The 20,929-nt window shown below is 40.3% G+C and carries 20 protein-coding genes; 1 reads left to right on the plus strand and 19 read right to left on the minus strand.

What is annotated here, in order from left to right; genetic code table 11:
- Positions 1-91: 91 nt before the first annotated feature.
- From priA to AB5754_RS03355, 8 genes are all read right to left on the minus strand, one after another.
- Positions 92-2,506 carry a primosomal protein N' gene (priA, locus tag AB5754_RS03320; protein WP_368251099.1) on the minus strand — a complete coding sequence of 805 codons (2,415 nt, stop codon included), beginning with the start codon at positions 2,504-2,506 and terminating at the stop codon, positions 92-94.
- A gap of 191 nt (positions 2,507-2,697) precedes the next feature.
- Complete coding sequence (gene rpoZ / locus AB5754_RS03325) at positions 2,698-3,003, minus strand: DNA-directed RNA polymerase subunit omega (RefSeq protein ID WP_311834201.1); 306 nt, start codon at positions 3,001-3,003, stop codon at positions 2,698-2,700.
- 4 nt (positions 3,004-3,007) lie between these two features.
- Complete coding sequence (gene gmk / locus AB5754_RS03330) at positions 3,008-3,622, minus strand: guanylate kinase (protein WP_311834200.1); 615 nt, start codon at positions 3,620-3,622, stop codon at positions 3,008-3,010.
- A 131-nt stretch (positions 3,623-3,753) separates the two neighbouring features.
- Entirely contained in the window at positions 3,754-4,035 is a 282-nt protein-coding gene (locus AB5754_RS03335) for a hypothetical protein (protein WP_368251097.1), read from the minus strand.
- Positions 4,036-4,138: 103 nt separating this feature from the next.
- Positions 4,139-5,014 carry a YicC/YloC family endoribonuclease gene (locus tag AB5754_RS03340; protein WP_368251106.1) on the minus strand — a complete coding sequence of 292 codons (876 nt, stop codon included), beginning with the start codon at positions 5,012-5,014 and terminating at the stop codon, positions 4,139-4,141.
- Positions 5,015-5,040: 26 nt separating this feature from the next.
- Entirely contained in the window at positions 5,041-5,259 is a 219-nt protein-coding gene (locus AB5754_RS03345) for a YdbC family protein (RefSeq protein WP_368251096.1), read from the minus strand.
- Positions 5,260-5,272: 13 nt separating this feature from the next.
- Positions 5,273-6,922: a patatin-like phospholipase family protein gene (locus AB5754_RS03350; protein ID WP_368251094.1), complete on the minus strand. Its 1,650-nt coding sequence runs from the start codon at positions 6,920-6,922 to the stop codon at positions 5,273-5,275.
- Between the two features lie 16 nt (positions 6,923-6,938).
- Positions 6,939-7,811, minus strand: a complete 873-nt coding sequence (locus AB5754_RS03355) for an alpha/beta hydrolase fold domain-containing protein (RefSeq protein WP_368251093.1) — start codon at positions 7,809-7,811, stop codon at positions 6,939-6,941.
- Between the two features lie 87 nt (positions 7,812-7,898).
- Here AB5754_RS03355 and AB5754_RS03360 point away from each other — a divergent pair, with 87 nt between their 5' ends.
- Positions 7,899-8,900 carry an acyltransferase family protein gene (locus AB5754_RS03360; protein WP_368251092.1) on the plus strand — a complete coding sequence of 334 codons (1,002 nt, stop codon included), beginning with the start codon at positions 7,899-7,901 and terminating at the stop codon, positions 8,898-8,900.
- Between the two features lie 51 nt (positions 8,901-8,951).
- On the opposite strand, the gene AB5754_RS03365 is transcribed toward AB5754_RS03360, so the two are convergent.
- The 11 genes from AB5754_RS03365 to AB5754_RS03415 form a co-directional block, all read right to left on the minus strand.
- Entirely contained in the window at positions 8,952-9,407 is a 456-nt protein-coding gene (locus tag AB5754_RS03365) for a hypothetical protein (protein WP_368251091.1), read from the minus strand.
- Between the two features lie 93 nt (positions 9,408-9,500).
- Positions 9,501-9,821, minus strand: a complete 321-nt coding sequence (locus tag AB5754_RS03370) for a PTS sugar transporter subunit IIB (RefSeq protein WP_368251090.1) — start codon at positions 9,819-9,821, stop codon at positions 9,501-9,503.
- Between the two features lie 43 nt (positions 9,822-9,864).
- Positions 9,865-11,070: a multiple monosaccharide ABC transporter permease gene (mmsB, locus tag AB5754_RS03375; RefSeq protein ID WP_368251089.1), complete on the minus strand. Its 1,206-nt coding sequence runs from the start codon at positions 11,068-11,070 to the stop codon at positions 9,865-9,867.
- Positions 11,071-12,603 carry a multiple monosaccharide ABC transporter ATP-binding protein gene (gene mmsA, locus AB5754_RS03380; protein WP_368259464.1) on the minus strand — a complete coding sequence of 511 codons (1,533 nt, stop codon included), beginning with the start codon at positions 12,601-12,603 and terminating at the stop codon, positions 11,071-11,073.
- Positions 12,604-12,666: 63 nt separating this feature from the next.
- Complete coding sequence (gene chvE / locus AB5754_RS03385) at positions 12,667-13,755, minus strand: multiple monosaccharide ABC transporter substrate-binding protein (protein WP_368251085.1); 1,089 nt, start codon at positions 13,753-13,755, stop codon at positions 12,667-12,669.
- Positions 13,756-14,940: 1,185 nt separating this feature from the next.
- Positions 14,941-16,467 (minus strand): alkyl hydroperoxide reductase subunit F, encoded by a 1,527-nt coding sequence (gene ahpF, locus AB5754_RS03390; RefSeq protein ID WP_368251083.1) that lies wholly within the window; start codon positions 16,465-16,467, stop codon positions 14,941-14,943.
- 9 nt (positions 16,468-16,476) lie between these two features.
- Positions 16,477-17,040 carry an alkyl hydroperoxide reductase subunit C gene (ahpC, locus tag AB5754_RS03395; protein WP_311834192.1) on the minus strand — a complete coding sequence of 188 codons (564 nt, stop codon included), beginning with the start codon at positions 17,038-17,040 and terminating at the stop codon, positions 16,477-16,479.
- Positions 17,041-17,685: 645 nt separating this feature from the next.
- Positions 17,686-18,345, minus strand: a complete 660-nt coding sequence (locus AB5754_RS03400; RefSeq protein WP_311834261.1) for a Crp/Fnr family transcriptional regulator — start codon at positions 18,343-18,345, stop codon at positions 17,686-17,688.
- Between the two features lie 45 nt (positions 18,346-18,390).
- Positions 18,391-18,627, minus strand: a complete 237-nt coding sequence (locus AB5754_RS03405) for a cation transporter (RefSeq protein WP_311834191.1) — start codon at positions 18,625-18,627, stop codon at positions 18,391-18,393.
- A 13-nt stretch (positions 18,628-18,640) separates the two neighbouring features.
- Positions 18,641-18,928 (minus strand): iron-sulfur cluster repair di-iron protein, ric, encoded by a 288-nt coding sequence (locus tag AB5754_RS03410; RefSeq protein WP_368251080.1) that lies wholly within the window; start codon positions 18,926-18,928, stop codon positions 18,641-18,643.
- Positions 18,929-19,047: 119 nt separating this feature from the next.
- Complete coding sequence (locus AB5754_RS03415) at positions 19,048-20,907, minus strand: heavy metal translocating P-type ATPase (protein ID WP_368251079.1); 1,860 nt, start codon at positions 20,905-20,907, stop codon at positions 19,048-19,050.
- Positions 20,908-20,929 lie beyond the last annotated feature (22 nt).

Consider the following 20,929-nt stretch of genomic DNA (forward strand, 5'->3'; position numbering starts at 1 on the left):
TTCCAAAACTGGCTGGCAAGCCTTTTTCAGGCGTTCATCAGGATTTAGTACTAAAGGTAAAATCATCGGTACTCCTTTTCTTGTAACCTTACTAAATAAAGTTCATCGGTTCATTGTCAATGGAAACTAAAAGTCCTTGGCGCTGGTCTTGTTGACTGTTTACCAAAATTTGCTCTAAAGCCTGTTGCAAATAAGGCTCTTTTTTATATTTAATAATCAGCTGATAGTAATAGCGCTTTTTCACTCGAGCTACATTTCCCGGTGTGGGTCCAAGGAAAATCGCTTGAGGCGTCAACTGTTTACTCAATTCATTGGCTAATAAAAAGAGTTTTTGCGCCGCTTTTTGCTCTTCTTCATGACTCACGGTAATTTTCACCGTGTAATAATAAGGGGGATACCCACTTTGATGGCGAATAAACATCTCTTGTTGGTAAAAAGCCTCGTAGTCTTGTTGCTGGGCTAGTTGAATTGCATAATGCTCTGGATTAAAAGTTTGAATCAAAACTTCACCGGCTTTTTCCGCCCGACCTGCTCGACCACTGACTTGAGTTAAGAGCTGGAAAGTCCGCTCACTGGCGCGAAAGTCTGGCAAGTTCAAAGCCGTGTCTGCATTTAAGACACCGACTAAAGTAATATCAGGGAAATCCAGCCCCTTGGCAATCATTTGTGTTCCTAGCAAGATCTGGGCTTTTTTCTCCCCAAAAGCTCGTAAAATTTTTTCATGGGCGCCTTTTTTTCGTGTGGTATCCACATCCATCCGCAAAATCTTGGCGTCAGGAAAAAGTCCTTGTAGTTCTTCTTGGACTTTTTGGGTCCCAGTGCCATAATAACGAATTTTGCGACTGCCACATTCCGGACAAGTATTGAGAATGGCTTCTTCGTGACCACAGTAATGACAGCGCAGGCGCTTGACATCCATGTGCAAAGTTAGCGAGATGTCACAGTTCGGACAATCTACCACATGACCACAATCTCGACACATAACAAAAGAAGAATAACCACGACGATTTAACAAAAGTACGATTTGTTCGTCATTTGCTAAGCGGTCCGCAATTTTTTCTTTTAAGACTTGAGAGAAATTTCCTGGATTTTTGTGGCTGTATTCTTCTTTCATATCCACAATCGCCACACTCGGCAAGCTAGCTTCAGGATTCGCCCGCTGGCGTAAGCGCAACAGCGTGTAAACATTTTTCTGAGCTCGGGCTCGAGATTCCAAGGAAGGCGTGGCACTGCCGAGAACGACAGGACACTGATGATACCCACCTCGCCAAATGGCCAAATCTCTTGCATGGTAACGGGGAGTTTCATCTTGTTTATAGGTGGCTTCATGCTCTTCATCCACGATAATCAAACCAATATTTTCTAAAGGAGCAAAAATTGCTGAACGAGCTCCCACTACCACTTTGGCTTCTCCCCGTTCGATTTTTCGCCATTCATCATAGCGTTCTCCTTGGGACAAAGCGCTGTGTAAAACTGCCACGGCGTCCCCTAAACGACTTTTAAACCGTTCTACCATTTGAGGAGTTAGCGCAATTTCCGGTACTAGCATAATTGCACTTTTACCAGCTGCAATCACTTGGGCAATACTTTGCAAATAAACTTCAGTCTTGCCACTACCAGTAATTCCTTCCAGCAAAAAGGTGCGGGCTTCTTGTTTTTGAGCTGCTTCATTAATTGCCGTTACCGCAACCAACTGATCTTCATTTAATGCCAAAGCTGTGGTCTGTTCAAATTCTCGATTTTCAAAAGGATCCCGATAAGTCTCCACCTCAGAAAAACTCAACCAGCCACTTTCTGCTCCTTGATTTAAGACATTTGTGGAGATTCCTTGCTGGGTGTACTGTTTTACTGGCAAAGACTCACCTGCTGCCGCTTCCAGCATGGTTAATAGCTGAGATTTCCGGATAGCGGTTTTCTTCAACTGATTTTTTGCCGTCACAAACTCTTCTGGTGACAAAGTAGGCGTCACCAAACGAATGGTTTTGACTTTATTTTTCGTATGTACTTCATAACGCAAACTAATAGCCCCAGCTTGGCGCAATTTTAATAAGGTGCCTAGTTGCCCGCTATTTTGGGCACTCAGCCAATCCAGTTCCCCTGCTTGGTCAAATAGTGCTTCCACGCCAGCTTCTTTTACTGCCATAAAATCTTTTAACAGTAATTTCTTCTGATACTCTGCCTTCATAACACTTGGCAGCATCGTTTGCAGACAAGTGATTTTAAAAGCGAAAGTGGTTTCCTTCATATAGTCTGCCATGGCTAACAGTTCTTGATTTAAAACTGGTTCTAAGTCTAACACCCGCAAAACATCTTTGGTTTCAGCGATTGCTTGATTGGTTAAACCTGTGACAAAGCCTTGGATATGACGGTTGCCATTACCAAAGGGAACCTCGACTCGCATTCCTGGCTTAATGATTTCTGCTAGTTTTTCCGGGATGCCATAGGTAAAAGGCTGATCCGTTTGCATGGCTGGCACATCGACAATAACTTCAGCATATTTCTCCACAGTATCCCTCCTTGGCAAATTTTTTCTTCTATTATTGTACCCAAAAACTACCTGTTTGTCTGTAGCGGGAAATCCCCGTTAAGACAAGCTTTTTACGAGAAGCACTAGGTCAATAAGAAACCAGAAGAAGTTTCTATCAAGATAGAAAGCTCTTCTGGTCTTTTCATAATTATCGTGGATTAGAAACTGTTCTAAATCTTTTGTTCGTTGCGAATACGGGTTTCCAATTCTTTCGTTTTCATTTCTTCTTGGCTTTTCCGTTCGTCTTCTTGTAATTTAATCCGTGCCCGTTTGATTTCAGGATGTGGATCATTGATTACGGTTTCCGCTTCGATTTCTTCCAAAGCTTGACCTACACCTTTTACGGATTCAAAAGATTCTAAAGTAGGTTTTGCCCCTGCATCTAATTCGTGAGCCCGTTTACTGGATAAGATAACTAATGAATATTTAGAATTCACCCGGTCTAACAACTTATCGATTGAAGGTTTTAACATCATAAGCTTACATCTCCTCTAACATTTTAATATATTTTCCGATTACCCGATCCACGCGAAAATGTTCGCTGGCAATGATGTTTTTAATGCGGGTGACCGCTAGTGGCACTTCGTCATTGACTACGGCATAGTCATACAGAGCCATCATTTCGATTTCTTCTCGGGCGACTCTCATCCGCTCTTCGATAATCTCCATAGCATCGGTGCCTCGATTGACAATCCGGTTTTTTAGTTCATGTAAATCCGGTGGCGTTAAGAAAATAAAGACGCCATCAGGAACTTTTTCTTTTACTTGCCGCGCCCCTTGAACTTCAATTTCCAAAAAGACGTCTTTGCCTTCTTGTAACGTTTTTTCCACATAAGGTAGCGGGGTGCCATAGTAATTCCCCACATATTCGGCATATTCCAACATATCGCCGGATGCGATCAATGCTTCAAACTCCTCCCGGGTACGGAAGTAATAATCCACGCCTTCCACTTCTCCTGGCCGCATGGGGCGAGTGGTCATGGAGACAGAATATTGAAAATCATTGTCGTCACTTTCAAAAATGGCTTTCCGGACGGTGCCTTTTCCTACACCAGAGGGTCCGGATAACACGATCAACAACCCACGATCTGACATAATTCGGTCCTTTCCTAAAAAACAAAGCACTCGGCTTTGTTTCAGTCTTTACTTATTTTTCTATTTTGCACTTTTTTCCCGAAAGTTTCAAGGGTCTGTTGCAATCTGGAGAGAATCTTTACCTTTACTCCTTAAAAGCCCATATTGGAAAGGGTGTTGATCACATTGGTCACTTCGTCTTTACGCTTTTGGGCTTCTTCAATGGGATCTTTGACCTCTTCCACATCAATACGAGCTAAAAATTTGCGATTGATGATAACATAGCCCTCATTTACCAATACGTACAGTTCGGTTTCCGTCACTTTTACACAAGCATCTTGCCAAGACTCAAAGGGATCCTTAGCAGAAGGCACCGTTCGCTTCACCACAGTCCGACCAGTTAAGCCATGAAAGGTCACATCATAGTATTTCATTTGATTTCCCACCTTTGCTTTTTTCTTCATTATAACCAGTAGTCTTTATTTTGACGAAGATTAGCCATCAAGAAGCGTTCCCACTTTTTGAACTCTTTTTCGCTTATTCCACATTTTGCACTTGTTCACGAATTTTTTCCACGGTAGTCTTCATGTTTACTACCAGCTCTTTGATTTCAATAGCACTGGATTTAGAGCCAATGGTATTGATTTCCCGATTAAACTCTTGAATCAAAAAGTCTAACTCTCGGCCCACTGGTTCTTCTTTGATCAACAAGCGATCGAAGTTTTGCAAATGAATGGTCAAGCGGTCGATTTCTTCTTGAATGTCGCCCCGTTCCAACTGAATTGCCAACTCGGTTAACAGCCGTTCTTGCTCTACCGTTTCTTTTAGATAATCTTGAAGTTTCTTTTCAAAACGTTCTTTGAATTCTGCTTGATAAACTGCAACAAAATCTTTTAGCTTTTGCAAGGAAGCTTCGATTTGTTGGCGGTTTTCCACCATGACAGCTTCCAAGGCCAAACCTTCTTTGGCGCGATTGTTGGCGTTTTGTTCGGCGGCTTGCGTGGTGGCTGTCACAAGCAATTCTTCCAAACTCTCATCTTCTTCTTTGGCTTCGGTGATTTCCACAAAATCCGGTAGCGCAACGATTTGTTCTAAAATTGCTCGTGGCTCTAAATCCACCACGCCATAGCGAGACTGACCTTCTTTTTGTAATGAGTCTAAGAGCTGATCAACTAGCCCCCAGTGAACAGTCACTTTTTTGCTGTCATCGCTGGTTTCTTTCAATGTGATAAAAGCATCGACTCGCCCCCGGGGTAAGTATTCTTTGATGATTTGACGCAGCTTTTGCTCATAGGAATTGACTTGCTTGGGACTGCGCAATTGAATATCTAAAAAACGATGGTTGACACTTTTCAGTTCTACTTCCACGGTGTAATGCTGATTTTCTGATTGTCCTCGGCCAAAACCGGTCATACTTTTTAACAACTGCCTCGTCTCCTTTACATCTTGCTGATAGCTTCTTTCAATGCTTGAAATTCTTCATTGCTCAAGGTAACGCCTTTGCCCATCTTTTCATGATTTGGTGCCCAGTCTCTAATATCAAATTTCGCTGGCCGTCCATTCCAACTGACTAAATTAAATTCCTTACGCCAGCCTTTGGGATTTTCTGATAAAACGGCAATTTCTTCTAAGATTTCATATGAAAATTCCTGTGCCATCTGTTTTTCTCCTTTACTCTGCTTGAAATAATGAGGCGATAAAAGCCCCCATAACCGCCGTAACCGGGGTTAATTCTAACAAACGTCGACTGGGTTTGACTTGACTAGTGAAGCTATTCCACCAATAAAGCAATTGGCGAGCCTCCGACCAAGCCACCAGACGTTCTCGATACAAATGAAGCCATTCTGCCATGGACAATGCCCCAGTCACTGGCGTATCTTGTGCGTGAAAGGCTGTCTTTAACGCTTCCACGAAACTTTCTTCTTGATAGATGTTCTCCGGAGCAACATTTAACAACACGCCCGCCAATTCTAAAAAGACTTGCCCTGCTGTTTCAAAGCAGACCGGTTGTTGATAGTCTTTTTCTAGTTTCTGCCAAAAATCCGGGGTGTTGATTAATTTCCACAGCGGATCTTGACTGTGACGTAAATTACGGCAAAACTTTTGCCAAAGAAGCTGTCCTACCTTTTTTTCTTCAAAAGTATACCAAAACCCGCTATAGCGACCAAAGTACTTCATCGTCTCTTGGTAGCCCAATTGGTAATTAATCCGGGACCGTTCCCGGTCAAAGACCAAAAAGCTCCCTAACGTCCAAGGAGAATTCAAGGGAATTTCCGCCACTTTTGTCGATTCGTTCCACCGTTTGACAAAACCGGGACCTTTTACGTCCACTAAGATACACTCACAAGCGCCCTTTTTTAAAGCGACATCAATGGGAAGATTGTTGCGATAACCCCCGTCCATATAGTACTCTCCAGCAATTTCTTTCGCTTTCATGGCCGGATAAAAAGAAGCTGAGGCAATCAGCCAGTCTTGGCTTTTTTTAGCCTGGCTTTTGTCAAAGTGAACCACTCGCTCCTCAAAATCCGGTAGATGGGTCGTACAGACATACAGCTCACTGGAACTTTGACGCATCTGCTCCTCATCTAAAGCATTTTGAATCAGCTGATTTAACGGCTCTGTACTCGCCCCATTTTCTCGTAAAGCCGTCACCGTCAATGAACGCATTTGTTGCAAAAGAGTGGCCAAGCTGGTGATACTTTCCGCTGCTTGGGGAAATTGTAGGACCTGATCTGTGGACAAATCTAACCACAACTGTTTGCCCCGCTCCACATCGCCTACTAAAACCAAGCCACCATTTAAAGCTCCTACAGACGTCCCGGTGACAATGGGCAAATCGATTTCCAATTCTTTTAGTGCTTGCCACACCCCAATTTGATAACCCCCGCGAGCCCCGCCGCCGCCTAAGACTAAGGCAGTGTGATAAGTCAAAACTTTCTCATAGCCTTCACCTTGCTTATCAAAACCTTTTTTCAACAGCCACTCCTCGTTAGCCGCTGTAGTTTCTAAAACCAACTTTAGTTTTTTCACAAAACGGGTTCGGGCATAGTTTTCCAACAATTCCACTAAGGTCGTCCAAGTAATCTCGCCGACTACTAAAAGATTGGTTACTTGTAAGCTTTCTCGCAACTCTTCTACAACTTCAAAGTACAAAGTATGCTCCAAAGCCTTCATACAATAAGCCCGACCAGATTTCACCCCCACCAAGTATTGCTCTTGAGCCCGGGAATGGGCATGAAAAAAGGGCAAGACCAGCTTACTTTGACGAAAATCGAGATTGTTTTGAATAAAATGGCTAGGATAAATTTGTTTTACATTCATCGTGCAACTCCTTTATTTATTGCCAATAAAACTCATGAATCTGATTGCGATAAGGTTCGGATTCTTTTAAAGGATAAACCACAAAATCATGCATCATACCCGTCACTGATTCCAAAATCAGATGAGTACCGCTTGTTTGCTCTACCAAATCTTTCAAGCGCAAAACATCTGGATGCAAAATATCCGCCGTACCACTGATCACAAAAAGTTCCCCTAAATAACTTAAATCACCAAATAAAGGAGACACTCTAGGATCTGTTAAAGACAAATTCCCCGCATAATTTTTCGCCGCTTCTTTTAGGCGATTGCGTTCCAATAATACATCTTGTGCTTGTAATAACGCCACCCGGGGATCTTCCAAAGTCAAATCCAACCAAGGAGAAACCAAGGCTAGTTTTAATGGACGATGAGGATGATCCATCGCTTTTAGCTGTTGTGCCACGCTTAAGGCTAAGCCGCCACCAGCAGAATCTCCAAAAAAGTAAAAGCGGTCATCTGGATACAAAAAACTCAAGCGAGAAAATGCCGCCAAGGTTCGGCTTAAAGTAATTTCTGCTGTATTTTCCGGAGCCAGCGGATAATCAAAATAACTGACTTTTAATCCTGTGGCCACCATCCCCGCCTGAATCTCTTTATGAAAAGGAGAGGCTTCCAAAGCATAACCTCCACCGTGGAGATAAAAAACATGCCGGTTAGTGGGATGTTCAGGAAAAAGAGTGATTAGTGGCGAGTCTTCAATCATCTCTTTTCGTTGAGGTAAATCACTGCGCTTTAACTGGCGTAGCGTGATTTCTCGCCGTTTAGGAGGAGTGACCATATTTGCACCCACGATTTTTTTCATATTGATTACTTTAAAAACTTGTTTGACAAAATTTGCCGAAAAACGCATCTGCTCAGTCCTCCCTATTTTATTCTTAATAAAACATGGTATGATGGTTTTATCTATTATGCCAAGCATACCTTACTTGAACTGGAAGTGTCTATTATTTCAAAACAAAGTCGTGATTTAGCCTTCGATAATATGCGAGGCTTGTTAATTTTCTTAGTGGTCTTCGGGCACGCTTTAGAATATTTTCGCTTAAGCTTTCCGCCGGCACAATTTTTGTATGTCTTCATTTATTTTTTTCATATGCCGGTGTTTATCTTTATCTCCGGCTACTTTTCCAAAAACCTTCAAAGAGGTCGAGAACAAGCGGTACGCCAGTTTCTTTTGCCTTATCTCTTGTTAAATTTGATTTTAAGTATCATCATGCTCGCCATTGGCAAAATCGATCAAATCTTGATTTTAAATCCCGGTTGGACTCTTTGGTATCTTTACTGCATGTTTGGCTGGCGCTTGCTGCTGCCTGATTTGGTTAAAATCCGCCACATCTTTATTGTGAGTCTCATAGTAGGCGCCCTTTCCGGTTTTTTAACGGAGTTCGGCACTTATATGGCCATGGCCCGAACCTTTGGCTTTTTACCTTTCTTCTTAGCCGGTTATTTTTGCACTCCGGCCCACATTGAAAAGATTCGCCACTGGCCTTATCGTAAACTGATTAGCATTGGGGTGGTACTTTTAGGACTGGTTACTGCCGCATTGTGGGTTAAACTTGACTTACCTGCAGAGATTCTCTGGGGCGATCGGGCTTACGCTTTAATGGACTTGCCATTGTGGCAGACTTTGCCGGCAGATTTGTATTTTTATGCTTTAAGTTTTGCCTTTATTTTTGTCTTTTTAACTTTAGCCACTGGCAAGCATCACTTCTATACTTCTTGGGGGCAAAAAACCTTAGCTGTTTACTTGCTCCATGTCTATCTCGTGGCGCCTTTAGTCGAATTTACAGAAAAAATTGCCAATCCATTGATTCACTATGCCTTACTCTTTATTGGAAGTCTGGGAATTTTATGGTTGCTAAGCCGCGATATTGTCACCAAGAGACTAACACAAGTTTTAGACAGTATCACAAATTTTGTCATGCCACCAAAAAACAACTAAAAGACCTGTGAGAGTAGCAATTTTCCCCACTCTCACAGGTCTTTTTTTTGATTATTTGACTTTAATTTTTAGCCCTTTGCCAACTTGAAAGACACTGAAAACTGCCCCAGAAACCAACAATGCTTTTCCTGTATTCCGAGCCACTTTTGCCAAGCGGGCGCCATCCATTTCTTTGCCCCCTTCGTAAGCTTCGGTGATCTGTTCTTGGGCAAAATCAACACTATCGATAATCCCCTCAGTGCTCATCTGAAGGACTTCTGCCAGCTTAGCTTTCCCCTGTTGCATTTTTTGGCGATCTCTTTTAATCAAGCCAATTCCGCCGTCAATCACCCCATCCAAGGTTTGGCCAGCATACTTTCCAGCTTTTTTATTTCCCGCAAAAACTTCTGAACCAGCTTCTTGCAAGACCTTAGCTTGGGTCAATTCCCCGGCAAAGTTCAAGGCACCACCCATGACACCTCCTGCCAAAGAACCAGCACCTTCGCCTAATTTTTGAAATAAATCCATCTTTATCACCTCTTCATTCAAAAAGTTACTATGTTCTATTATCACCATAAAACTTTTTGAATGGAACGACAAGAAATTACAATAATACTGCCATTATTCTTTTAAAAGACTTAATCCTTCTTCCAAAACAGCAGCCCCATTTAATATTTCATAGTTTTCTTGACTGATTAATCTAAAGGGAATTTTTTTTAAGCTTAGCAAATCCTCCAAGCGCTGAATTTCATATCTTGACTGTGGACCTATGAGGATACCATCGATTTGTTGCTCATTGATAATCTGACTTGCAATTATTGCAGGTGCAGAGTACACATGAATATTTAAGTTATTTTCGTCAATGCTCTTTTGAATATTCCTTACTAGCATACCAGTTGTGATTCCTGATGCACAAATTAGCAGGAGGCTTTTTCCATCCATTACGATTCTCCTTTCAAGAACTCAAATATGGAATTACAACATTTTATTTTCCTTTGTTCTTGTTGTAAATATCGAAGGCCACAGCTAGTAATAATACCATACCTTTAATAGCTTGTTGCCAGTCAACACCAATTCCCATTAAAGACATTCCATTATTTAGCACTCCCATTACTAAGCCCCCAATAATGGCTCCTAAAACAGTTCCAACCCCACCATAAGCAGAGGCACCACCAATATAACAAGCAGCAATCGCATCTAGTTCAAATCCGTTACCTGCTGTTGCAGTAGCAGCATTAAGTCTAGCCGAGAAAATAATTCCGGCAATTGAGGAAAGTAAACCCATATTCATAAACATGATAAATTTAATCTGTTTTGTTTTAATACCAGAGAGCGCAGCCGCTTTTTCATTCCCACCTGTTGCGTAAACGTACCGCCCTACCGTTGTTTTGTTCGTAACAAAACGATAGACCATAATTAAAACTGCCAAAATAATCAATACATTCGGGAAACCTTCATAAGATGCCATAATATACGTAAACCAACCAAGCATAGCAATAACCAAAATCATTTTCGTAAAAAATAAAGCGTTTGACTCCATTGGAAATCCGTAAGATGCTTTCTTTTGTCGATTTCTAAAAGAAAACCAAATGAATAAACAAGCAGTAATGATACCAACAATCAACGAAACAAGATGTAATCCGCCACCGCTAGAAATGTCGGGCAAAAAACCAGAACTGATTTGTTGGAAAGCAGTTGGAAAAGGTGCCAATGATTTACCATCTAAAACAACAATCGTTAGACCTCTAAAAATCAACATTCCAGCAAGAGTGGCAATAAAGGCAGGGACCTTGACAAAGGCGACCCAGAAACCTTGAAAAGCTCCGATTGCAATGCCAATCAGTAAGCATAGTAGTATAGCGATTGGTGTTGACATACCCATTTTTATAGTGAAAATTGCTGAAAGTGCTCCAATAAACGCCGCAATGGATCCAACAGACAAGTCAATATCCCCTAAGATGATTAGAATGACCATTCCAATTGCAAGAATAAGAATGTAACTATTTTGAAGAATAATATTAGTAATATTTAGTGGCTTTAGCAATACACCATCAGTCATAACTTGAAAGACAACCATGATAATCGCAAGGAAGAAATACATACTGTATTTTTGGAAACTCCCTTTAAGAATTCCTAGGATTCCATCTGACTTTTGAGTATTATTTAATTTTTTTTCTTGTTTTAATTCCATTTACGCTCCCACCTTACTTGTCATGTGTTCCATTAGTATTTCTTGATTTGCGTCTTGTTTTAAAACTTCGCTAGTGATTGTACCTTCATTCATGGTGTAAATCCGATCACACATTCCAAGAATCTCAGGTAATTCAGAAGAAATAATGCAAATCGCTTTACCAGCTTTAGCCATTTCTTGAATAATTGCATAGATTTCGTACTTAGCGCCGACATCAATTCCTCTAGTTGGTTCATCCAAAAAAAGAACATCTGGTTGGGAAAGCATCCATTTAGCTAGAACTACTTTTTGTTGATTTCCGCCACTTAAACTATCAACCGTCTGGAAAATACTATTACTTTTTATTCTCATTTTCTCTTTATAGTATTCGGAATTTTCGATTTCTTTATTCTCATCAATAACTGTCGATTTGGATATTCTTTCTAAACTGGCCATAGAGATATTTTGGTTAATATCTTGAATCAAAACAAGACCATTTCCTTTGCGATCTTCCGTCACATAAGCTAATCCGGCATCAATGGCTTGCCCAACGTTATTAACCTTGATTTCTTTACCATCTTTCTTAATAGAGCCGCTAATTTTATTACCATAACTTTTTCCGAAAATACTCATGGCTAATTCCGTTCTACCCGCGCCCATTAATCCGGCAATGCCAACAATCTCACCTTTTCGGATGTAAAAACTCGCATCATTGATTACTTTGCGATCTGGATCTTCCGGATGGTAAACATTCCAATTCGAAACTTCAAAATATTTTTCTTTAATATCCGGCGTGTAATCTGGATATCGATTGTCTAAGTCTCTACCTACCATCCCTTTGATAATTCCATTTTCAGTAACTTTATCCTCTTCTTTATCTAATGTACTGATTGTTTTGCCATCTCTCAAAATAGTTATTTGATCTGCTACTTTCATAATTTCATTGAGTTTATGGGAAATGATAATACAAGTCATCCCTTGACGTTTAAATTCTAACAATAACTCTAACAAGTTTTCACTATCATCCTCATTTAAAGCCGCAGTAGGTTCATCCAAAATAAGAATTTTCACTTCTTTTGAAATAGCTTTGGCAATTTCAACTAATTGTTGTTTCCCAACACCAATATCCAAAACAATAGTGGATGGATTTTCAGAGAGCCCCACTACCTCCATTAATCCCTGCGCTTTTTTCATTGTCATATCAAAATCAACTACACCGTACTTTGAGATTTCATTACCCAAAAATATGTTTTCGGCAATTGATAAGTAAGGAATCAAAGCTAGTTCCTGATGAATAATTACTATGCCTTTTGCTTCACTGTCCTTGATATCTTTAAAGTGACATTCTTCTCCATTAAAAAGAATTTTTCCAGAATAATTTCCTGCCGGATAAACGCCACTTAATACTTTCATTAATGTAGATTTCCCAGCACCATTTTCTCCGCACAAGGCATGAATTTCTCCTCGCTTAACTTTTAAATTAACATCATCGAGGGCTTTAACCCCTGAGAAATCTTTAGTGATATTTTCCATTTCTAAAATATAGTCAGCCATTGGGATCTCCTCACTTTTAAGATATAGCTGAGCTAATTTTTAGCTCAGCTATATCGATTCAACCTATTTCACTTCGGATTCTTTCAGATAACCACTGTCAATTAATATTTCTTGGTAGTTGTCGCTATCTACTGATACTGGTTCAAGTAAATATGTTGGAACGACTTTTTCATTGTTATCATATGTTTCAGTATCATTTACTTCTACTTTTTTGTCATTGAGAATTTGATCTACCATTGTAGCAGCAACACCAGCTAATTCTTGCGTGTTTTTAAAAACAGTCATGGTTTGATCACCAGCAATAATTGACTTAACAGAAGCAGCTTCGGCATCTTGACCTGTAATAACTGGCATTGGTCGATCACCCGAACCATAACCGACCCCTTTTAAGGAAGACACTACGCCCATCGCCACCGCATCGTTTGGAGCTAGTACAGCATCAACTTTTTCATCAGTATAAGATGCACTTAACAAGTTATCCATTCTTGCCTGAGCCGTTGCACCATCCCAGTTTTTAATTGCAATTTTGTTAAAGTCCGTTTGTCCGCTTTTTACAACTAATTTTCCTTCATCAATAAATGGTTCCAAGATTGACATTGCTCCATCATAAAAGAAGCGCGCATTGTTATCATCAGGTGCACCACCAAACAATTCAATATTAAAAGGACCTGCTTGGTTTGCTAAATCTAGTTTATCTACAATATATTGCCCTTGAATAACACCTACTTCAAAATTATCAAAAGTTGCATAATAATCGACACCCTCTGCATTCATAATCAAACGATCATAGGCAATAACAGGAATTTCTTCTTTTTGAGCTTTAGAGACAACATCTGTTAGCGCTTCCCCGTCAATTGAAGCGATTACAATTACATCAACGCCTTTAGTAATCATATTTTCTATTTGGGAAACTTGAGTGGGTACACTGTCCTGAGCATATTGAATATCTGTTTCGTAACCTTTTTCCTTTAATTGACTAACCATATAGTCTCCATCTTTTTCCCAACGTTCAAGAGCTTTTGAAGGCATAGCAATACCTACTGTTTTACCATTTGCATCCGCTCCAGAATCAGATCCGCCTGATCCACATGCTGCTAATGAAAAAATCCCTAATCCTGCCATTAATGTCATTGCTAATTTGCGTATTTTCATTCTTCTCTCTCCTTAAATAGATTCTATATTATTAATAAAAACTACACATACTTCATTTAAGCCTTTACTACACCAAAGCATCATTTAATTATCAAAAATAATACCCCGCAAGCAAGCTTGTTTTAATTAACTCTTTATACGAAAACATAGTTCTAATTATCTCTGTAGCACTTGCTTTTGAACCCATTTAATAAATGTTTTTCAAATAACCATCATCTCCATACTGTAACTAATAACTATTTTTTGAATAAGTCACTTGACAGTTCTAATGCTCCAACTCCCTTGCTTAATATTATGTCTAGAAAATGAGCCTACATTCCTCCGCTTCTTTCTAAAAAAATCGAATTCAAAAAGAAACATAATTTTGGAGTTCTGCTATTCAAATTACTAGTATGTCGCAAAAGTAATTTGTGTAACCTTCGTCAGAAAATAAATCTTTTCGTTTAGTTCGTTTTATAGACAAACCAACTTTACAAATAGTGTATCCGGTTACATTTGATTCGTCAAGTGTTTTTCTATAGCTTTTAATACTTTCCTTATTTTAGTGTTAATGAAAGTTTATAAATGAAATTCTTATCTAATAATTAAATTATAAAAAAGTAAATTAATCTATTAAATCAACATAATCCCCTTCCTAATATATACAAAATAAAATAACTTAATATCAATTATCTTAATTCATTTTATCATTTGTCAATTAACCTAAACTCAGCCTCATCACTACTTATGTAACCCAAAAGACTTCCATTATCATATGGTAGTTCAATGATTTTATTAGAATATGGTTTCATTTTAAAGCCACAAATTGAATACTCAGCTACAGTATTGAAAACCATTTCTCTTCCCAACCAATCAGAATGTCTGATATCCACCTTTCTTAATCTTGAATTGAGTATGCTTTCCTTATTCCTCAGACAAATCAGGGCTATAGGACTCACAACTTGTATTTCTTTAGCCGGATCATGAGTTGGTGCAACATAGATGACTTTTTTAGTTATCTAGCTTAATTTTACAATTATCGGTTGAAAAAAGCAGTAGTGGAAAATAAGCTTCGATTTTCCCACAGCACGAAATATTATAGAACCAAAATAGCCGAGCAACCATTGTTTTTCTGTTGGTTACTCAGCTATTTCCAATTTTTATTTTTTTAAATAAATTGCTAAGGTTAGGATTTTCAGCCATTACCTAATTACGAATCAAATAATCAAAGGCGCCTAATGCGGCCGTGGCTCCGGAACCCATGGAGATAATGATTTGTTTATAGGCACTATCGGTACAATCCCCGGCGGCAAAAATCCCTGGTACATTTGTTGCACCGTGGCTGTCTACCATGATTTCACCACGATTGTTTTTCGCAATTTCTTCAGGTAACCATTCTGTATTTGGCATTAAGCCGATTAAGATAAAGACACCTTGTAGATCTAGTGTGTGACTTTCATTGGTAACCCGATCGGTGTAGCGTAAAGCTTCTACATGGTCACGCCCGGTGATTTCATCAGTTTGGGCATTGGTAATTACCGTCACATTCTTCAATGTAGCGAGTTTGTCTTGAAGAACTTGGTCAGCTTTTAATTCTGGCAAAAATTCTAAAACATAGACATGCTTAGCGATAGTGGCCAAATCAATGGCCGCTTCAATCCCAGAATTGCCGCCACCAATTACCGCTAAATCTTTACCGGCAAACAATGGGCCATCACAGTGGGGACAATACGCAATTCCTTTGTTCTTGAATTCTTTTTCCCCTGGGACGTTGATTGCCCGCCAGCGAGCCCCAGTAGAGAGAATCGCCGTACGAGATTTCAAAGTCACGCCGTTTTCTAATTCGACTTCGATTAAATCCGTTTTGCGAATGGCTTTGGCCCGTTGTCCTTTCATCAAGTCCACTGGATATTTTTTCACATGTTCTTCTACTTGAGCCATGAGCTGTGGACCTTCTGTATAAGGTGTGCCAATCATATTTTCAATGCCTAAGGTTTCAAGAACTTGTCCGCCAAAGGTTTCTACTACCATTCCGGTGTTAATCCCCTTACGAGCTGCGTAAATGGCGCTACTTGCTCCTGCAGGTCCGCCCCCTACTACTAAGACATCAAAAATATCTTTATCAGCCAACGCTGCCGTATCCATTGGTCCTGCAACTTTTTCTACCAATTGTTCAATCGTCATGCGTCCACTGGCAAATTCTTCACCAGCTAGAAAAACAGTCGGCACTGCCATGACATTTTTGGCTTCCACTTCTTCTTGGTACATTCCTCCTTCAATCATCGTATGGCTGATTAAAGGATTCAATACTGACATGATATTCAAAGCTTGCACGACATCTGGACAATTATGACAAGTCAAGCTGACATAAGTCTCAAAATGCAACGGGCGATCAATGGCTTTAATTTGGTTGGCCACTTCTGGATCAATCTTCGGCGGACGTCCCGCTACTTGTAGCAAGGCCAAAATAAAGGAAGTAAACTCATGACCTAAAGGTAGCCCGGCAAAAGTAATGCCACTTTTACCGCCTACAGGATTGATTTCAAAACTTGGTGTACGAGACAAACTTGCGGTTTCCAAGGTAATTTTATCGCTCATTGCCGCCACTTCATTTAAGAACTCAGCAGTCTTTTCAGAATTTTCATCCGTACCTAGACTGGCTAAAAATTGGACATCGCCTTCCAATAACTCTAAATATTGCGCTAATTGTGCTTTCGTTTCGTTATCTAACATAATTTCTCCTTAGATTTTGCCCACAAGATCGAAGCTAGGTTTCAACGTTTGACCGTCTTCTTTCCATTTAGCAGGACAAACTTCTCCGGGATGACTGCGTACATATTGCCCCGCTTTGATTTTATCAATCAAGACGCTAGCATCTCGACCGATACCATCAGCATTGATTTCCATTGCTTGTACCACGCCATCCGGATCGATGATAAATGTACCCCGTTGTGCGGCACCGGCTTCTTCATCCAAAACATCAAAGTTGCGCGCAATGCTGTGATTTGGGTCGCCAATCATAATGTATTCGATTTTTCCAATGGCGTCAGAAGTTTCATGCCATGCTTTATGGGTAAAGTGAGTATCTGTAGAGCAAGAATACACTTCTACGCCTAATTGTTTCAATTCTGCGTATTGTTCTTGCAAGTCTTCTAATTCTGTTGGACAGACAAAAGTAAAATCAGCAGGATAAAAACATAAGATGCTCCATTTCCCCTTGAAATTTTCTTCTGAAACCTCAATAAATTCTCCTACATGGTAGGCATGAGCTTGAAATGCTTCCACTTCTTTACCGATTAATGACATACTACTACTCCTCCGCTTCCTATTGAGAATAAACTCTTATAATTGAAAATAAAATCCTTTAATCACCGGAAAATCCGCTGATTAATTAAAGTGATTATAAAATAAAACCGATTGCACTGTAAAGGAAAGTGCACTCTCACACAAGCAAAAAAGCAACTTAAATCAGTCAGCAAAAAAATTTTTCTCAAAAAGCAACAACTTCCACTTTCTTTCATTGAAATACGAATACTCTCTGATAAAAAAGACCGTTTAAAAAGCTCCTTCCTCACTAGTTTACAAATGAGAAAAAAACTCAATTAATTTTAAGCCCATTGATTGCTACTAATCACTGACAACAAAAAACTCGCCGCTGGTCAGGCGACGAGAGGGAGGAGAAAATGAAAAAGTGTTAGGGGTGTTTGTTGGTATGTATATAGAATAGCCAAGAAATTTGAAGATTTTGTGATGGGAAAAAGGTTAAAGAGTAAAGAAATAATAAATGAAAAGTAAAGAGAACAGCCCACCATAGACAAATTAGCGTCCTGAGTCGAAACTAGGCTGTCGCTAAACTGGCATGGAATAAAAACCTTTAACAGTTTCGTTTTCTTAAAACTAGCGACTTATCCAGCACCACAAAAAGCCAGACAAAATGTCCGGCCTTTTGTGCTAAATATCTTCTAATCCCTCTTGATCTAAAACGGTAATTTGTTTTTTATCGCGACGGATTAAGCTTTGATCTTCCAATAGCTTAAATTTTCGAGAAAGGGTTTCTGGGGTGGTACCTAAAAAGGCCGCCAGTTCTTTCATCTTCATAGGCAAAGTAATTTGAGGGCTTTCAGCAACTACGCTCAAATCCAGCAAGTATGCGGCTAATCGTTCCTCCACTTTTTCCATCACCAAAAATTGGGCTTGTTGTTCCATGCGTAAGGTTTTCTCTGCATTGATTTTCAACAGTTTCAAAGCAATTTTAGGATACTCTTCCAAAAGTTTGGTAAAATCAGCTTGCCGCAAAACACAGACTTCACTGGGAACCAAAGCCTCACCAAAACTTGCAGTATTGGCTGCACCAAAAAGCTGATTTTCCCCTTCATAGCCTCCAGGTTCCACAATGCGCAAGAGCTGCTCTTTGCCACTTGTAGAAAGTTGGTAAACTTTCAAATTGCCTCGCGCCACAATGACCAACTGGGCCTCGCCTTCAGGGGAAAAAGCTTGTTCTCCTTTAGCCAGCACCCGATGATGGGTCAAAGCGTTGACCTTTTTTTGATCTTCTAAATCCAAATGATTGAACAAAGGAACTAAAGAAACACATAAATGTTCTTCTGGCACAATCTTCACCCCCAACATTATCCTACCACCATTTCCCAAAAAGAGTTAGGAAACTGCTTTTTCAACAGCTTTTAAAACAGGGTAGCCAAGGTCTTCTACCGTTTTTTGAATCGCCGCCAAGCTGGTTTCTTCACTGTTAAAGTTGGCTTTTAATTTGCTTGCGTTAAAGAGGACTTTCACACTGTCACTCTCCACGCCCTTCATGCGTTTGACGCCACTTTCTATCTTTTGCATACAGGTTGGGCAAGCTAAGGTTTCTAACGTTAAAATTGCTTTTTCCATGGTTATTTCCTCCTTATTGTTGATTCAACTGATCGGCTTGAGCCAGCATTTCGTAGGTTGCTGTCATGGTAGGGCAAGCGTCACTAGGGATGGCATAGCTTTTGGTCACTTGGCGCAATTGATCAAAATCTGAATTCAAATCTGTCTGGCTTCCTTGAGCAGCGATTTTGTCCGTCATTTGCGTGTAAATTTTCTTTACGTCAAACACTTCTGGATGGTGTTTCCCATGAGCTCTGGTAATGGCCGTGGTGTATAGTGCTAAGGTTTCGGCGTTTTCATTTAAATAAGTTACTGCTGACATGATGATTCCTTCTTTCTTTTATTCAGAAGTTGCATTCGTCCTGTTAATAATCCAACTCCTTGTTACATTTTTAGTATAGGGGTGTTACTTGGAAAAATAATTGACAGTAATCAAGTTTTTCAACTTTCTTTGACTTTGTATCGCAATAGGCGCATGCCATTTAAAATCACCACTAAAATACTGCCTTCGTGAACAAACATGCCAATGGTCATATTCATCCAAGAACTGAAAATTAAACTGGCTAATAATACTAGAACCACTCCAATGGCAATCCCAATATTTTCTTTCATATTACGTGCGGTGGCTTTAGTCAAACCTAACGCGTGAGGCAAACGAGCAAAATCTGAGTTCATTAAGACTACATCAGACGTTTCAATGGCTACATCGGTTCCACCACCCATGGCGATTCCGATATCAGCTAAAGCGAGAGAAGGACTGTCGTTAACGCCATCTCCCACAAAGGCTACGGTTTGACCTTTTTCTTGTAAATTCCCAATATAAGCTGACTTGTCTTCGGGCAACATATTCCCGCGAGCTTCGGTTAAGCCTAATTCTTTGGCGACTAAATCCACGGTTCCTTGATTGTCTCCAGAAAGCAACACTAGGTTTTGCACTCCCAAGTTTTTCAATTGTTGCAAAACTTGTTTCACTCCCGGGCGCAACTGATCCCGAATTCCTAAAAGAAGCTGAAGTTCATCGGCCACAGATACTGCCACCAAGGAATTTCCTTTTGCTTCAAAGTTTTTGGCATCTTGTAACATTTCCTTTGTTAACTGGACACCTGATTGTTTCATAAGAGAGAGATTGCCTACTGCCACTGTTTTGCCTTCTATTACAGCGGTCACACCTCCTCCTTTCACAACTTTTGTCTCCGTCACTGGCAATTTTTCAAAAGTACCCAGATGAGTTAAAACGGCTTTGGCTAAAGGATGATCGGACTCGGCTTCCAGACTGCCCAGATAAGCACGAACTTGCGCTTCTTCCTGATTGCCATAAAAGCGACGATCTGCCACTTCCGGATTGCCCACAGTTAACGTGCCGGTTTTGTCAAAAACCATGGTATCCACTTGGCTGAAGCGATTGATGACTTCACTCCCTTTTAGTAAAATCCCGTGACGTGCACCATTACCAATCCCAGAAACATTGGATACGGGAACGCCAATCACTAACGCACCAGGACAGCCTAAAACTAAAATCGTAATCGCCAGTTCCAAATTGCCCGTAACTGCCCAGACCACAATGGCTAACAATAAGACAATCGGCGTGTAATACTTGGCAAAACGATCAATTAACCGCTCTGCTTCTGATTTAGAATCTTGGGCTTCTTCTACCAATTCGATAATTTTGCCAAAGGTAGTATCTTCTCCTACTTTGTCTGCTTGAATTTGCAACGTGCCATTTTCTAAAATAGAACCGGCAAAGACATTGCTTCCTACTTTTTTGGTCACAGGTAGGGACTCACCGGTGATGCTGGCTTCATTGATATGACCTTCCCCGCTGAGAACATGACCGTCCACCGGCACCTTGGCTCCGGTTTTGACTAAAAGTACATCCCCTTTTTCAACTTCATCCACATCCACTTCTTCGTATTGACCATCTGCCACTTGTAAAAGTGCACTTTCCGGCGCTAATTCCGTTAATTCTTTAATCGCTGAACGGGTTTGATTCAACGTACGTTGTTCCAAATAAGCACCAAATAAAAAGAGGAACGTCACCACAGCCGATTCTTCAAAATTCTGAATAGCGAAAGCCCCAATTACAGCAATGGTCACCAAAAGATCAATACTCACCACCCGAACCTTCAACGCTTGATAGGCCTGAATGGCAATCGGCAAGACCCCTAAAAGTGAAGCAATCACAAAAGCGGTGATCTCCAAAGGCTCATTGTGTAATAAAAAATGAGCACCAAAGCCGATAACTACGAAAATACCATTAACTAAAGCAATTTGATTTTTATGACTCATGATTGTTTTTTGCATCTTAACTCCTCCTCATCTACAC

It is taken from the genome of Enterococcus sp. 2201sp1_2201st1_C11_2201SCRN_220225 (genome assembly GCF_040925905.1).
Taxonomy (GTDB): domain Bacteria; phylum Bacillota; class Bacilli; order Lactobacillales; family Enterococcaceae; genus Enterococcus_C; species Enterococcus_C asini_A.

What these genes read in the sequence shown, in the direction of transcription:
- rpoZ (WP_311834201.1), bottom strand. Translation starts at nt 3,003, where the DNA reads ATGATGTTAAAACCTTCAATCGATAAGTTGTTAGACCGGGTGAATTCT.
- gmk (WP_311834200.1), bottom strand. Translation starts at nt 3,622, where the DNA reads ATGTCAGATCGTGGGTTGTTGATCGTGTTATCCGGACCCTCTGGTGTA.
- AB5754_RS03335 (WP_368251097.1), bottom strand. Translation starts at nt 4,035, where the DNA reads ATGAAATACTATGATGTGACCTTTCATGGCTTAACTGGTCGGACTGTG.
- AB5754_RS03340 (WP_368251106.1), bottom strand. Translation starts at nt 5,014, where the DNA reads ATGACCGGTTTTGGCCGAGGACAATCAGAAAATCAGCATTACACCGTG.
- AB5754_RS03345 (WP_368251096.1), bottom strand. Translation starts at nt 5,259, where the DNA reads ATGGCACAGGAATTTTCATATGAAATCTTAGAAGAAATTGCCGTTTTA.
- AB5754_RS03350 (WP_368251094.1), bottom strand. Translation starts at nt 6,922, where the DNA reads ATGAATGTAAAACAAATTTATCCTAGCCATTTTATTCAAAACAATCTC.
- AB5754_RS03355 (WP_368251093.1), bottom strand. Translation starts at nt 7,811, where the DNA reads ATGCGTTTTTCGGCAAATTTTGTCAAACAAGTTTTTAAAGTAATCAAT.
- AB5754_RS03365 (WP_368251091.1), bottom strand. Translation starts at nt 9,407, where the DNA reads ATGGATTTATTTCAAAAATTAGGCGAAGGTGCTGGTTCTTTGGCAGGA.
- AB5754_RS03370 (WP_368251090.1), bottom strand. Translation starts at nt 9,821, where the DNA reads ATGGATGGAAAAAGCCTCCTGCTAATTTGTGCATCAGGAATCACAACT.
- mmsB (WP_368251089.1), bottom strand. Translation starts at nt 11,070, where the DNA reads ATGGAATTAAAACAAGAAAAAAAATTAAATAATACTCAAAAGTCAGAT.
- mmsA (WP_368259464.1), bottom strand. Translation starts at nt 12,603, where the DNA reads ATGGCTGACTATATTTTAGAAATGGAAAATATCACTAAAGATTTCTCA.
- chvE (WP_368251085.1), bottom strand. Translation starts at nt 13,755, where the DNA reads ATGAAAATACGCAAATTAGCAATGACATTAATGGCAGGATTAGGGATT.
- ahpF (WP_368251083.1), bottom strand. Translation starts at nt 16,467, where the DNA reads ATGTTAGATAACGAAACGAAAGCACAATTAGCGCAATATTTAGAGTTA.
- ahpC (WP_311834192.1), bottom strand. Translation starts at nt 17,040, where the DNA reads ATGTCATTAATCGGTAAAGAAGTGGAAGCATTTCAAGCTCATGCCTAC.
- AB5754_RS03405 (WP_311834191.1), bottom strand. Translation starts at nt 18,627, where the DNA reads ATGGAAAAAGCAATTTTAACGTTAGAAACCTTAGCTTGCCCAACCTGT.
- AB5754_RS03410 (WP_368251080.1), bottom strand. Translation starts at nt 18,928, where the DNA reads ATGTCAGCAGTAACTTATTTAAATGAAAACGCCGAAACCTTAGCACTA.
- AB5754_RS03415 (WP_368251079.1), bottom strand. Translation starts at nt 20,907, where the DNA reads ATGCAAAAAACAATCATGAGTCATAAAAATCAAATTGCTTTAGTTAAT.